A 12,956-nucleotide genomic window follows, 5' to 3' on the forward strand; every position below is an offset into this window, starting at 1 on the left:
GCTGAGCGTGTAGCGGTCTGAAAGGGGCGGCCCCGGCACCTGATGGTGCCGGGGCCGCCCCTTTGCCGTGGGCTCAGGCGGAGACGCGGATGCGGGAGGGAAGGTCCCCGGCGCCGGTGAGCAGGGCGTGGCTGGTCCGGATCGCCTCCAGCGCGGTGAGCTCGCCCGCAGCGGAGACGTCGAACGTGCCCCCGGCCAGATGGAGCAGCTGGAGGTTGGGGAACACGCGTACGACGTCTTCCAGTGCATGCCCGCGACCGTCGCCGTAGCAGGTCAGGAAGGTCACGCTGGGCAGCGTGATGTCCTCCGGGCACCTTGCGAGCACCTCGATGTCGAACGTCAGCCGCGTGACCTGCGGGAGCAGGATCAGGTCACGCCAGAGGGCGGGAGGCGGCAGGGCGACGAACGGCAGCTCGTTCAGGCGGGGGTAGCGGGCGAGCCCCGCAAGGCCGTCCAGGGGCAGGTTCGGGAAGTCCAGCTTCCGCAGAGGGGTGTCCCGCGGCAGGTCGCCGGTCCGCCACGGAATGCCCGCGGGCAGGGAGAGGTACTCCAGTCGGCCGAGGGAACCAAGGGGCGTCAGGTTCGGAGCGGGCTCGGAAGGCAGCAGTCGCAGTTCCCGGGGATCGCACCGCGCCAGCACGTCGGTCGCCCGCTGGGCCGACACCGAGGTGGCGAGGTCCAGGAGCTCAGGGGTGAGGTTGAGGCGGAGTAGTTCCGCCGCCCTGTCGTCGTCCAGGACCTGGAGGCGCAGCTCGGTGAGGTCGAGGCGGGCGATGACCTCGTCCGCGTAGGCGCGCGCGTCGTAGCGCTGCCAGGCCCAGACGAGCTGGGCCCGCACGAGGAGCGAGGGGTGGTCGGCGTAGCGGGCCAGGAAGGGGAGGGCCGCGTCGGCGGAGACGTGCGTCGCGGCGATCGCGACCAGGTGCGCGGTGTCCTCCGCCAGCCCCTCCGGGCCGGGCAGCAGGTCCAGGACCATGCGTCCCGCCCGGGCGAGCTCGCGGGCCTCCTCCGGGTCGCGGGGCGGGATGATCTCGCCGGTGCGCCGCAGGATGTCCTCCCGTACCTCGGGGGCGACCTCTGTCGCGTGGCCGAGGGCCGTCGCCGCCAGCAGGACGAGCCGCAGTCGGGTGCGCCCTTCCGGCATCGCGTCCGCCGCGCTCAGCAGCTCCCGCAGGATCTCCGCCGCCTCGCGGGGGCGGGCGTGGCCCACCGCCATGCGGATGACGTCTTCCCAGCGGTCGTCCGTCGCGTGGCGGACGAGGACGCCGATGTCCCAGTGGTCGACCAGGGCCTTCGCCGCCAGGTAGTCCTGGAAGGTGCGGTGGACGAAGTCGACGGTGTCGGCGGTGGGCTCGCGGAGGAGGCCGCTGCGGTGGAGGAGGTGGGTGAAGACCTGGTCCGGGGCGTGGCCCGTGAGGCCCATCGCCGGGAGGGCCTCCGTGACCAGGGCCTGCGCGTGGGCGCGGTCCATGACGAGGCGGTCGTTGAGCGTCAGCCAGTACGCCAGGCGCTGGACCAGCTGGATCTGGGGGGCCTCGTCGAGCTCGACGCCGTAGGGCGCACCCATGCCGCGTTCGCGGTCGCGGCGGGCGAGGAGCATGGAGAGTGCCGCGTCGTAGAGGGGCTTGCGGCCCCGGGGGAGGTAGCCGCGGCGGTCGTGGTGGAGGGCGCAGATCAGGCCGCACATGAGGGGGTTCGTCGCGAGCTCGGCCACGTGTTCCGTGGTGCGCAGGGAGTCGAGGAGCTGCTGTTCGTACGGCGCGGCGGCCGGGCCCGCCGCGCGGTGCCAGCGGCGGACGAAGGTGGCGACCTCGGCGGGGGACATGGGGGAGAGGGTCAGTTCGGTGAAGCCGTCGCGGGCCAGCCAGTCGTCGCGTACGGCGGTGGGGCGGGAGGTGACGAGCCAGCGGTTGCCGGCCCCGTACGCGGTGAGCAGCCCGCGCAGCCAGTCGCGGGCCCGGCCGCGTTCCGTCTCGGGGATCTCGTCGATGCCGTCGACGAGGACGAGGCCCCGGCCGGCGGCGAGGACCCGGTCGGCCCAGCCGTCGGGCGGGGTGAGCGGGCAGTCGGCGGCGGAGAGGAACCGTTCCGCGTCGGGGAGCCGCTCGCCGTGGCGGGTGAGGGTGCGCATGGGGAGGACGAAGGGGATGCGGCCGTGGAGGTAGTCCATGCCGTCGGCCGGGGGCGTGCCGCACGCCGAGACCGTCAGCCACTGGACGAGGGTCGTCTTGCCGGAGCCGGCCTGGCCCCGGAGCAGTACCCGGTCGTGGGCCGCGAGGGCGAGGTCGGCGCGGAGGGAGTGCGGCTCCCGGTGGTCGTGGTGGGGGCCGGCGGTCTCGCCCGCCGCCTCCAGGGACAGGTAGGCCACGTCGAGCGGCCACTCCTCCGCCGCGTCGCGCAGGTCGACGCCGTAGATCGTGAGCCGGCCGTGCTTCTTCGCCAGGTGGGCGAGGTAGCGGCGCTCGAAGGCGGCGTCCTCGGCGAGGGTGCCGGGGTTCGCGGCGGCCACCGCGTCGAGCCTGGCGGACAGCGCGGCCTGGCCGCGGGTCTGTTCGACCAGGGTGCGGGCGATGAAGGAGGGGCGGGTGGTGAAGAACTCCAGGATGTGGCGGCAGGCCCAGGCGGTGGCGGCCTCCAGGTAGTGGACGGAGTCCGCGGAGAGGCCGTCGGGGGCGGGCGCGGCGGCCCGCAGGCGGCGGGCGAGGGCTTCGTGGCCGAGGTGGACGGCCTGGACGTCGTCCATGTCGAGGTCGCCGAGGGCCAGCAGGTTCGCGGTGAGCGCGTCGGTGACGGCCTCGGTCTCGTCGGCGGGGAAGGGCCGCTCGCCGGGGCCCTCGCAGGTGCGGGCCACCAGCGTCGCGGCCAGCTTCCCGACGTCCTTCTCGGTGAGGGTGCGCTTCTCGCCGCGGAAGGAGAGGAGGGAGGCGAGCCGGACGGGGCGGTCGGTGCCGGTGAGTCCGGCCCCCGGTACGTCGCCGGCCAGGAGTTTCCTCAGCAGCGGGCCGATCGCGGCCGACGCGAGACGCGTGCCGATGAGTGCCGGTTCCATGCCTGTCCCCCCGTACGTCCCCGGATGCCGTCAGCGTAGTGCGGGACGTGGTCCGGGGGGCTCCGGTTGCGTGACCCAGGTCGCAAGGGCGGGGGGAGCGCGGTGACAAGCGGCACAGGGGTTTCGAGGGGTACTAGACGGGATCGTAGTGTCGATACAGGGCGAATCGGGACGTTCGGGGGTCAACCATCGGGGCGAAGGTCCCGAGTGGCCCGAATCGGGCACGGCGTAGCGTTCCGGGGCTTTCCCGGCCTGGGTGACGTGGTGCTAAACCCGGAATCTTCGGTTGTTATGTCCGATTTGAGGGGCCCTCCTCCGGGGCGTCAAGAGTCGTATTCCTGGGGAGATCGCTACGACCTCGTGTCGTAGATGGGGTGTTTTGGGATGGCCTGGGTGGCGGGTTACCAAGGAACAGCCAGCCCGGCGCAACGCACCGATCGCGTCGGGTCCCGTTCTGTCCGGAGGTCTTCCCCCGTATGTCGAAGCGCGTCATGAACCCCGCCGTCCGCACCGCCGCCGTCGCCCTCGCCACCGCTGGTCTGGGAGCGACGCTGGTGGCCGGAGCCGGGTCCGCCTTCGCCGCCGAGAGCAAGGCCGCCCCGGTCGCCGGTACCGCGGCCGCCGCCGTCGCGGCGCAGGCCGAGACCCAGGCCAAGGCCGCCGCCCACGTGAAGGCCGCCGTCAAGAAGGCCGCCGCCAAGCCCGTCGCCGCGAAGAAGGCCAAGGGCTGGGTCAAGCCGGTCACCTCGTACGCCCTCAGCGCCAGCTTCAACCAGGGCGGCGCCATGTGGGCCCACAAGCACTCCGGTCAGGACTTCGCCGTCCCGACCGGCACCCCGGTCAAGGCCGCCGGTGCCGGCACCGTCGTGAAGGCCGGCCCGAACGGCGGCGGCGACGGCCCCGCGTACGGCAACGCCATCGTGGTGAAGCACGCCAACGGCACGTACTCGCAGTACGCCCACCTGTCGAAGATCAAGGTCCACATCGGCCAGAAGGTCGCCGCCGGCCAGCGGATCGCCCTCTCGGGCAACACCGGCAACTCCTCCGGCCCGCACCTGCACTTCGAGATCCGTACGACCCCGAACTACGGCTCCGCCATCAACCCGGCCGCGTTCCTGCGGACCCACGGCGTCACCATCTGACGCTTGGCGGTCTACCGGCCCGCGTGGGCCTGACCGATCAGATCGAGGGCGACTTCGAGGACGGCTTGCTGCTTCTCCTCGGGGTCGCCCTCGACGTTCTGCATGAAGAAGGAGCCGGCGTGCAGCGCGAAGATCGCGCTCACGGCGCGGACCTTGTCCTTCATCGGGTCGTCCGGCTCCTGGATGAACTCGTTGAGCGCCATGAAGCGCTCCTTGAAGGTCAGGCCGATGCTGAGGTCCCGCACGGTCGCCTGGTTCTCGTGCATGAAGCGGAAGAGCGGGGCCGCGGCGAGCAGCGCCTTCTGGTAGCGGCGCAGGATCTCCTGCTTGGTCTCCAGGGTGCGCGGCTGCTCGGCCGCCCAGGCCACGAGCTCGTCGATCGGCCGGGCCAGGTCCTGGAAGATCCCGATGATGATGTCTTCCTTGGTCTTGAAGTGGTAGTAGAGCGCCGCCTTCGTGACGTCGAGGTGCTCGGCGATCTCCCTCAGCGAGGTCTTCTCGTAGCCCTGCTCGGCGAAGAGTTCGAGAGCCACGTCCTGGATGCGCTGGCGGGTGTTGCCTCGGGCCATGGCTGTTCACTCCCACTTTCCAACAAACTTACTTGACGACCGGCAAGTGCCACGCCTACCGTCCCCAGTGTAGTAACTAGCCGGGCGGCAAGTAAGGGGACGGCCATGACGGACACCGCGCCATCGAAACGGGCACAGGGGGAGCAGGGACCACAGCGCAGCGTGCGTGTCGTCCTCCTCGCCCTCATGATCGCGATGCTCCTCGCGATGCTGGACAACATGATCATCGGCACCGCGATGCCGACCATCGTCGGCGAGCTCGGCGGCCTGGAGCACCTCTCCTGGGTCGTCACCGCCTACACCCTGGCCACCGCCGCCTCCACCCCCATCTGGGGCAAGCTCGGCGACATGTACGGCCGCAAGGGCGTCTTCCTCACCTCGATCGTGATCTTCCTGATCGGCTCGGCGCTCAGCGGCATGGCCCAGGACATGGGCCAGCTCATCGGCTTCCGCACCGTCCAGGGCCTCGGCGCCGGCGGTCTCATGGTCGGCGTCATGGCGATCATCGGCGACCTGATCCCGCCCCGGGAGCGGGGCAAGTACCAGGGCATGATGGCCGGCGTGATGGCCCTCGCCATGATCGGCGGCCCGCTGGTCGGCGGCACCATCACCGACCACTGGGGCTGGCGCTGGTCCTTCTACATCAACCTGCCGCTCGGCGCCGTCGCCCTCGCGATGGTCACCGCCGTCCTCCACCTGCCGAAGAAGCGGCGGGCGGCCGGCACCCGGATCGACTTCCTCGGCGCCGGGCTGCTGACCGTCGGCATCACCGCGATCGTCCTCGTCACCACCTGGGGCGGCACCGAGTACGCCTGGGGCTCGGCCACCATCGTCGGCCTCGCCGTCGGCGGCGCGCTCGCCCTCGCCGCCTTCCTGTACGTGGAGACCCGCGCGAGCGACCCGATCATGCCGCTGCACATCTTCCGCAGCCGCAACTTCACCCTCATGTCGCTGATCGGCTTCATCACCGGCTTCGTCATGTTCGGCGCCGTGCTCTACCTGCCGATCTTCCAGCAGTCCGTGCAGGGCGCCTCGGCCACCAACTCCGGCCTGCTGCTCCTGCCGATGCTGCTGTCGATGATGGTCGTCTCGCTGGTCGTCGGCCGCGTCACCACCAGCTCCGGCAAGTACAAGGTCTTCCCCATCGCGGGCGGCGCCCTGATGATCGCCGGCCTCTTCCTGCTCTCCACCATGGACACCGGCACGGGCCGCCTGCTCTCCGGGGTCTACATGGCCCTGCTCGGCGCCGGCATGGGCTTCCTCATGCAGATCACCATGCTCGTCGCGCAGAACAGCGTCGAGATGAAGGACATGGGCGTGGCCTCCAGCTCCACCACCCTCTTCCGGACCCTCGGCTCCTCCTTCGGCGTCGCCATCATGGGCGCCCTCTTCACCAGCCGGGTCCAGGACGAGATGGCCACCCGCGGCGGCTCCGCCCTCACCGAGCGGACCGCCCAGCTCGACGCCGCGAGCCTGGCCAAGCTGCCGGAGGCGCTCCGCGAGGCCTACCAGCACGCCGTCGCCGGCGGCACCCACTCCGCCTTCCTCGTCGGCTCGGCGGTCGCGGTGATCGGCTTCGTCCTCGCCTTCTTCGTCAAGGAGGTGGCGCTGCGCGGCGCCGGCCCCGCGACGGCGGAGAAGCCGGCCGACGAGGGCACGGCCAAGGTCGCCGAGACGGTCTAGAAGCGGTGCACACGCGCGTGGGGCCGGGTTTCCGAAGAAACCCGGCCCCCACGCGCGCGTACCCCCGCCCCCTGGCCGCCCTACTCCGGCAGCCGCAGGATCGGGAAGCTCCCCGTGTTCGTCGGCGCGTGGTCCGGCAGCCACAGCACCGCGACCGCCCCGCCGACGCCCTCCGGCGAGCCCTCCGCGGCGACGTTCCGGAAGGTCAGCCGGGCGCCGAGGACCCGCGCCTGACCGGCCGCGATCGTCAGGCCCAGGCCGTGGCCCTGGCCCGCGCGGTCGCTCGTGCCCGTACGGAAGCGGCTCGGGCCCTCGCGGAGCAGTGCCTCGGGGAAGCCGGGGCCGTGGTCCCGCACCCGTAGCACCCGGCCCTCGACGGTGACCTCCACCGGGCCCTTGCCGTGCTTGGCCGCGTTCGCCAGCAGGTTGCCGAGGATCCGCTCCAGCCGGCGCGGGTCGGTCGCCACCCAGGACTCGTGGACCACCCGGACCTCCGCGTCCGGGAACATCGAGCGCACCCGCCGGTCCACGAACTCGCCGAGCGCGATCTCCTGGAGCTCCGCCCGCTCCGAGGCCCCGTCGAGCCGGGCCACCTCCAGGACGTCCTCGACCAGCGTCCGCATCGCCTGCGCCCGGTCCCGTACCAGCTCGGTCGGGCGGCCCGGCGGCAGCAGCTCGGCCGCCGTGAGCAGCCCGGTCACCGGGGTGCGCAGCTCGTGCGCGATGTCCGCGGTGACCCGCCGCTCGGCCTCGATCCGCTCGTTCAGCGCGTCGGTGAGCGAGTCGATCGCCCACGCCAGGTCGTCGGTCTCGTCGCGTACGACTCCGCCGACGGCGTCCCGCACCCGGACGTCCCCGTTGCCCTGGGCGACCCGCCCGGCCGCCGCCGCGGCCTTCCGCAGCCGCCGGGACAGCTGCCCGCCGACGAGGATGCCCAGCGCGCAGCCGCCGAAGACCACCGAGACCGAGCCGATGACCAGCGCCCGGTCGAGGTCCTTCATGATCGTGGCGCTGCGGTCGGCGAAGGGGATGTGCAGCGAGAGCACGTCCCCGTTGGCCAGCGGCACCGCCGCCCACACGTCCGGCGGCCCGCCGTGCCGGTGCTCCTGCACGTACGTGCCCCGCCGCTGGGCCCGCATCAGCTGGTCGAGCTGGTCCGGCAGCGCCGGGTCGTTGATCTTGGCGCCGAAGCGCGGCTCCTTCGGCTTGGAGGTCTCGTAGAGGCGCTGGGCGAAGAGCAGCCGCTCCATCTGCACCTCGCGCGCGTTGTCGAGCATCGAGATCCGGGCGGCGTTGTGCACGACCACGCTGAGGGTGACCGCGATCAGCGCACCGACCGCCGCGATGGCCAGGGCGATCTTCCAGCGGACGCCGGTGCGGAGCGGAAGCGCTCTCACCGATCAGCCCCTGAGCTTGTAGCCGAAGCCGCGGACCGTCTCGATCCGGTCCTGGCCGATCTTGGCGCGCAGCCGCTGCACGTGGACGTCGACGACCCGGGTGTCGCCGCCCCAGCCGTAGTCCCAGACCCGCTCCAGGAGCTTGTCGCGGGAGAGCACCGTGTTCGGTGCCGAGGAGAACTCCAGGAGCAGCCGCATCTCGGTCGGCGTCAGCGCCACCGGCGTACCGCCCCGGCGGACCTCCATGCCCTCGGTGTCGACCTCCAGGTCCCCGTCGCCGAAGACCAGCGGCCCGCCGTCGCCGGCCGTCGCCCCGGCCGCGTCGCCCGCGCCGTTGCCGGCCGCGTGGCCGAAGCGGCGCAGCACGGCCCGGATGCGGGCCATCAGCACGGAGCCGTCGAAGGGCTTGGTGACGTAGTCGTCCGCCCCGGCCTCCAGGCCGAGGACGACGTCGATGGAGTCGGCGCGCGCCGACAACATGATCACCGGAACGGTCGACTCGTCGCGGATGCGGCGGCAGAGGCTGACCCCGTCCATGCCCGGCAGCATCACGTCGAGGAGCGCGATGTCCGGCCGGTGGGCGCGGAAGGCGTCCAGGCCGGAGAGCCCGTCGGGCATCGCGGTGACGCGGAAGCCGTCCCGCTCCAGGGCGAGCTGGGTGGCCTCACGGATGACGTCGTCGTCCTCGACGAACAGGACATGGGTCTCGGCCATCGTGCGGGTCCTTCGGGGGTGGTGGGCGGGGCTGTGGTCAGGGGGGGCGGGGGTCAGCCGGCGGCGGACGGGCTCGGTACCGGCTCCGACACCTCGCCGGCCCCGGCGCCGCCCTCGCCGACACCGCGGCTGTAGTCGTTGTGCACCCAGTCGTGCTGGGCGAACCGCTTCCCCGACCAGCGGTACGTGATCACGTCCTCGCCCGACGGGTAGGCGACCGGGTCGCCCTCCGCGTACACCTGCTTCGTGACGATCAGGTCGCCGCGGTCGATGGTGCCGTAGACCGCCGCGTCCTCGGCCATGAAGACGTTCTCGTAGCCGTCGGCGCCGGTGCCGCCGCCGCTCTTGCCGCGGTACACGTACGTACCGATCCCGACCGCGTCGCCGCAGGTCATCACGTTGACCACGACGTCGGGCACGGGGCCGTCGGTGAGATTGCCGTACGAGGTGTCCACCGGGTACGCGTCGGCCACGCACGGCTTCAGGTCGGCCTTCATCCGCGCGCCGATCTTCGGATCGCCCTTCAGGAGCGCGACCGGGTCCACCCGGGGCGCCGCCTTCGCCGCGTCCGAGCCCGGACCGGAGCCCGAGGCGGTGGCGGTCGGCGTGGGGGCGGCGGCGGCCGTCGCGTCGGCGCGGGCCGCGCCCTCGTCGCGCGAGCCGGTGCCGCCCGTGGAGCACGCGGCCACGAACAGGCCGAGGGCGGCGAGACCGGCCATCGCCGTGACACCCGCCGCCTTGGGACCCACCGTCCGCGCCGACCCACCGCCGGGACCCGCGGTCCCGCCGTCGTGGGTTCTGGCGCCGTCGCCGTCGCCGTCGTCTAGGCCGCGCACCGCTCGCGTCCTCCCTCGTCACCTCGCACGGCCGCCGTGGCCGACCGCTGTCCACCGGTCCGCTCCACGGGCCGCCCCAGGGTGCGGGCGTTCAGGTCGCGGCTCTCCAGCTCCTGGCGGAGCCGGGCGAGCGCGCGGTGGAGCGTCGACTTCACCGTACCCGTCGACATGCCGAGGGCCGCCGCGGTCTCCTCCGTGCTCATCTGCTCCCAGTGGCGCAGCACCACGACGCTGCGCTGCTTGGGCGCGAGCACCTTCAGGACGTCCATGAGCAGGGCCCGGTCGGCGTGCTGCTCGGTCAGGTCCTCCACGCGCGCGTCCGGCAGCTGCTCGGTAGGCACCTCTTCGAGGCGGCGCGCCCGCCACCACTCCGTACGCGTGTTGATCATGACCCGGCGCAGATAGGCGTCGGCGAGCGACTTGTCCGCGATCCCGTCCCAGCGGCCGTACGTACGGACCAGCGCGGTCTGGAGCAGGTCCTGCGCGTCGACCGGATCCGGGACGAGCCGGCGCGCGCTGCGCAGCAACGCGTCCTGCCGCGTGCGGACGTACTCCTCGAAGTCGAGCACCTCGCCCTGGCTCATCCCGGCTGCCTCCACATCCCCGTGACCTGCATGTCCTCCGTGTCGTCGACGACGCTACGGAGCGCTTGTCACGGGCCTGTGCGAGGCAGCCGTCGGTGGACGCACGGCTACCCATCGGTTGTGTAACAGCGGCGGCGGGGTGGGGGTTTCAGGAAGGCGGAGGGTGGGTATACCGGGCCGCCTCGGGGTAGCCGGTGCCTCAGGTCCCGGCGGATGCCTCAGGTCAGCGGGAGCCGGTACCGGCCGCCGTCCAGTGGTTCCACCAGGCCGTCCGAGACCAGGCCGTCCAGGGCCCGGCCGCGCTGCACCGGCTCGTCCCAGACGGCGTCGAGCGCGGACTGCGGGACGGGCCCCGGGGCGTCACGGAGCACGGCGAGGAGCCGGCCGCGGACCTGGCGGTCGGTGCCCGCGTAGGTCTGGCCGCGGCGGGGCGGGCCGTCGTGGGCCGGCTTGCCGGCGAGCAGCCAGGCGCAGCGGTCGGCGACCGGGCAGCGCCCGCAGTCCTCGTTCTTCGCCGTGCAGACCAGGGCGCCCAGCTCCATGGAGGCGGCGGCCCAGCGGGCGGCGGTGGCCTCGTCGTCGGGAAGGAGCTCCCGGGCCAGGCGCCGCTCGGCGGCGGTGGTGGCGTTCGGCGGGTACTGGACGCCGGCGGCCGCGCGGGCGAGGACCCGGCGCACATTGGTGTCGAGGACCGCGTGCCGCTGCCCGTACGCGAAGGAGGCCACGGCGGCGGCGGTGTACTCGCCGATGCCGGGGAGCGCGAGGAGCTGTCCGTGGTCGCTCGGCACGTCGCCGCGGTGCCGGTCCCTTATCGCCACGGCCGCCGCGTGCAGCCGCAGGGCCCGGCGCGGGTAGCCGAGCCGGCCCCAGGCGCGGACGGCCTCGCCGGGCGGCTCGGCGGCCAGGTCGGCCGGGCGCGGCCAGCGCGCCAGCCACTGCTCGTACACCGGCAGCACCCGGACGACGGGCGTCTGCTGGAGCATGAACTCGCTGACCATGACGCCCCAGGCACCGGCCTCGGGGCGGCGCCAGGGCAGGTCGCGGGCGTGCCGGTCGAACCAGGCGAGGACCGGCCCGTGCAGCTCGGCCGGGTCGACCGCGGCCGGCGCCGTGGAGGCGCGGGGCGCGGGACGGCCGACGGAGGGAAGGGACAGGGAGGCGGGGGCATCGATGGAAGTCATGGCACCCCCGATCCTGGCACGTCCCGGGGACGATCAGTACGCGCCGTGACGCGCGCGAGAGCGGCGCTCGGGGCGCGCGGAGGCGTGCGCCGGGGTCGCGGGCCCCCGCCCCGCGCACCACACGACCGCCGCGCTCCGGCTGGACCGGGCCGTCCCCACCAGCGCCGTCATCGGCCGGCGCGCGGCCCGCATGAAGAGGAAGGCGACCAGGCCGCCGAGGAGCAGGCCCGCGGTCACGTCGTGCGGGTAGTGGACGCCGACGAAGACGCGGGAGAAGGCCATGAGGACCGCCATCGGCACGGTCAGCCAGACGATCCCGCGCCAGGAGAGGGCGAGCGCGATCGCGGCGGCGCCGGCGATCGCGGAGTGGTTGCTGGGGAAGGACCAGTCGCCGTACGCGGGGCAGTCGATGAGCGCGGCGGGCGCCCCGGCGACGGCCCGGCACGGGCGCTCCTCGTCGATCAGCGACTTCAGCGCCTCGCTCACCACGTAACCGAAGGCGGTGGCGAGCGGGGCGAGGAAGGCGACCGCCATCGCCGGGCTCGATCCGGTCCGCGAACGCCACCAGCCGGCCAGGAACAGCGCGCCGAAGAGCAGGAGTCCGAGCTCCGTCCACACTTCGGCGAGCCACTGGAACCAGTGCGGTGTGGAGTGCGCGAAGTCGAGGACGTCGAGATAGAGACGGTCGGAGAGGTCGAGGAGGGTTTCCATGGGACATGACGCTAACCGGAATCCGGAGCGCCGTGCCCCGGGCCAAGGGACGGACCGACCCCTGACGAAAGTGGGGGATGAGTGGCGGGAGCGGTGATTTCCGGCCGCCGCGTGGAGAGTTCCCGTTCCCGCAGGATGTGATCATCGGCAAAACTTGGGCTCTCGGGCGGCGGGTGGGGCGGGAGTTGGGCGGGATCTCTCGTAAGGTTCGGGGCGTGGGATCTTTGCGCAATCCGGTCGGGCCGCTTCCCTCCACCATCTACTGGCGACGGAGGGCGGTCGCGCTGTGCCTGTGCGCGCTCCTCGCCCTGCTGACCCTATGGGCCGTCACCTCCGGCGACGGTGACGGGAAGAAGGCGAACGACGCGGCCAGCGGCTCGTCCCCCGCGCCCTCCATCACCCCGGGACCGGGCGGTACCGGCCCCGCCATCAGCCAACAGCCGGGCGGGCGCGACGAGTCGGGCGACTCGGGGGACTCCGGCGAGTCCGGTACGGGTGACGGCTCCGGCTCCGGTTCCGGCTCCGACGCGGGCACGGGCTCGGGCTCCGGTGACGGCGACGGCGCGGACGGCGGCTCCGGTACGGCGGGCAAGAACGGCGACACCGACGGCGCGGGCGGCGACGGCGGAGCCGGCACGGGCGCGGGACAGCGCCTCCCGGCCGACTCCCCGCTCCCGAACTGCCCTGCCGGATCCGTGGAGTTGACGCTGCGCAGCGCCAAGCTCACGTACGAGCCCGGCGAGAAGCCCCGCTTCCACCTGGTTCTCAAGAACACCTCGGACGCCGACTGCAAGGCGGACCTCGGTCCCCGCGCCGCCGTGCTGAAGATCAGCAACCCGCAGAGCGACCGCCTCTGGTCCTCCGACGACTGTCCCCGCCCCGCGGACCCGGTGCTCCTGAGGCTCCCCGCGCGCGCCACGATCACCCACACCGTGGAGTGGGACCTCCGGCGCAGCGCCCCGCAGTGCGCCACCGCCCCCGCGGGCACGGCGGGGCCGGGCAACTACCTGGCCGAAGCGACCGTGGCGGGCGGCCGGACGGTCGCGACGCCGTTCAGCCTCGCGAAGGACTGAAGGCTGAAGGGCTGAGC

Annotated in this window: 11 protein-coding genes; 3 read left to right on the plus strand and 8 right to left on the minus strand. The window is 73.0% G+C overall.

Translation table 11 applies throughout. The annotated features are described in order from the left end of the window. Window positions 1-73: 73 nt before the first annotated feature. Window positions 74-3,049, minus strand: a complete 2,976-nt coding sequence (locus HHL19_RS28340) for an NACHT domain-containing protein (protein ID WP_169093175.1) — start codon at window positions 3,047-3,049, stop codon at window positions 74-76. A 476-nt stretch (window positions 3,050-3,525) separates the two neighbouring features. On the opposite strand from HHL19_RS28340, the gene HHL19_RS28345 reads away from it, so the two are divergent. Further along, on the plus strand, window positions 3,526-4,191 hold the full coding sequence (locus HHL19_RS28345; RefSeq protein ID WP_169093176.1) for a M23 family metallopeptidase: 666 nt from the start codon (window positions 3,526-3,528) through the stop codon (window positions 4,189-4,191). 11 nt (window positions 4,192-4,202) lie between these two features. On the opposite strand, the gene HHL19_RS28350 is transcribed toward HHL19_RS28345, so the two are convergent. Continuing rightward, the gene (locus HHL19_RS28350; protein ID WP_169093177.1) at window positions 4,203-4,760 is read right to left on the minus strand and encodes a TetR/AcrR family transcriptional regulator; all 558 of its coding nucleotides are present in this window, start codon (window positions 4,758-4,760) and stop codon (window positions 4,203-4,205) included. 105 nt (window positions 4,761-4,865) lie between these two features. On the opposite strand from HHL19_RS28350, the gene HHL19_RS28355 reads away from it, so the two are divergent. Further along, complete coding sequence (locus tag HHL19_RS28355) at window positions 4,866-6,443, plus strand: MDR family MFS transporter (RefSeq protein WP_169093178.1); 1,578 nt, start codon at window positions 4,866-4,868, stop codon at window positions 6,441-6,443. An 80-nt stretch (window positions 6,444-6,523) separates the two neighbouring features. On the opposite strand, the gene cseC is transcribed toward HHL19_RS28355, so the two are convergent. From cseC to HHL19_RS28385, 6 genes are all read right to left on the minus strand, one after another. Further along, complete coding sequence (gene cseC, locus HHL19_RS28360; RefSeq protein ID WP_169093179.1) at window positions 6,524-7,840, minus strand: two-component system sensor histidine kinase CseC; 1,317 nt, start codon at window positions 7,838-7,840, stop codon at window positions 6,524-6,526. Window positions 7,841-7,843: 3 nt separating this feature from the next. After that, the gene (gene cseB, locus HHL19_RS28365; RefSeq protein WP_169093180.1) at window positions 7,844-8,554 is read right to left on the minus strand and encodes a two-component system response regulator CseB; all 711 of its coding nucleotides are present in this window, start codon (window positions 8,552-8,554) and stop codon (window positions 7,844-7,846) included. A gap of 53 nt (window positions 8,555-8,607) precedes the next feature. Next, window positions 8,608-9,390, minus strand: coding sequence for a hypothetical protein (locus tag HHL19_RS28370; RefSeq protein ID WP_169093181.1), 783 nt, complete (start codon window positions 9,388-9,390; stop codon window positions 8,608-8,610). After that, the gene (locus HHL19_RS28375; protein ID WP_169093182.1) at window positions 9,378-9,974 is read right to left on the minus strand and encodes a SigE family RNA polymerase sigma factor; all 597 of its coding nucleotides are present in this window, start codon (window positions 9,972-9,974) and stop codon (window positions 9,378-9,380) included. The genes HHL19_RS28370 and HHL19_RS28375 overlap by 13 nt, the downstream gene beginning before the upstream one ends. Before the next feature lie 218 nt (window positions 9,975-10,192). Beyond that, window positions 10,193-11,155: an A/G-specific adenine glycosylase gene (locus HHL19_RS28380; protein ID WP_169093183.1), complete on the minus strand. Its 963-nt coding sequence runs from the start codon at window positions 11,153-11,155 to the stop codon at window positions 10,193-10,195. Between the two features lie 33 nt (window positions 11,156-11,188). Next, on the minus strand, window positions 11,189-11,866 hold the full coding sequence (locus HHL19_RS28385; RefSeq protein WP_169093184.1) for a phosphatase PAP2 family protein: 678 nt from the start codon (window positions 11,864-11,866) through the stop codon (window positions 11,189-11,191). A gap of 215 nt (window positions 11,867-12,081) precedes the next feature. On the opposite strand from HHL19_RS28385, the gene HHL19_RS28390 reads away from it, so the two are divergent. After that, window positions 12,082-12,939, plus strand: a complete 858-nt coding sequence (locus tag HHL19_RS28390; RefSeq protein WP_169093185.1) for a hypothetical protein — start codon at window positions 12,082-12,084, stop codon at window positions 12,937-12,939. The last annotated feature ends 17 nt before the right edge of the window (window positions 12,940-12,956 follow it).

It is taken from the genome of Streptomyces sp. R302, assembly GCF_012927245.1.
Taxonomy (GTDB): domain Bacteria; phylum Actinomycetota; class Actinomycetes; order Streptomycetales; family Streptomycetaceae; genus Streptomyces.

What these genes read in the sequence shown, in the direction of transcription:
- cseB (WP_169093180.1), bottom strand. Translation starts at nt 8,554, where the DNA reads ATGGCCGAGACCCATGTCCTGTTCGTCGAGGACGACGACGTCATCCGT.
- HHL19_RS28385 (WP_169093184.1), bottom strand. Translation starts at nt 11,866, where the DNA reads ATGGAAACCCTCCTCGACCTCTCCGACCGTCTCTATCTCGACGTCCTC.
- HHL19_RS28375 (WP_169093182.1), bottom strand. Translation starts at nt 9,974, where the DNA reads ATGAGCCAGGGCGAGGTGCTCGACTTCGAGGAGTACGTCCGCACGCGG.
- HHL19_RS28345 (WP_169093176.1), top strand. Translation starts at nt 3,526, where the DNA reads ATGTCGAAGCGCGTCATGAACCCCGCCGTCCGCACCGCCGCCGTCGCC.
- HHL19_RS28380 (WP_169093183.1), bottom strand. Translation starts at nt 11,155, where the DNA reads ATGACTTCCATCGATGCCCCCGCCTCCCTGTCCCTTCCCTCCGTCGGC.
- HHL19_RS28355 (WP_169093178.1), top strand. Translation starts at nt 4,866, where the DNA reads ATGACGGACACCGCGCCATCGAAACGGGCACAGGGGGAGCAGGGACCA.
- HHL19_RS28340 (WP_169093175.1), bottom strand. Translation starts at nt 3,049, where the DNA reads ATGGAACCGGCACTCATCGGCACGCGTCTCGCGTCGGCCGCGATCGGC.
- HHL19_RS28350 (WP_169093177.1), bottom strand. Translation starts at nt 4,760, where the DNA reads ATGGCCCGAGGCAACACCCGCCAGCGCATCCAGGACGTGGCTCTCGAA.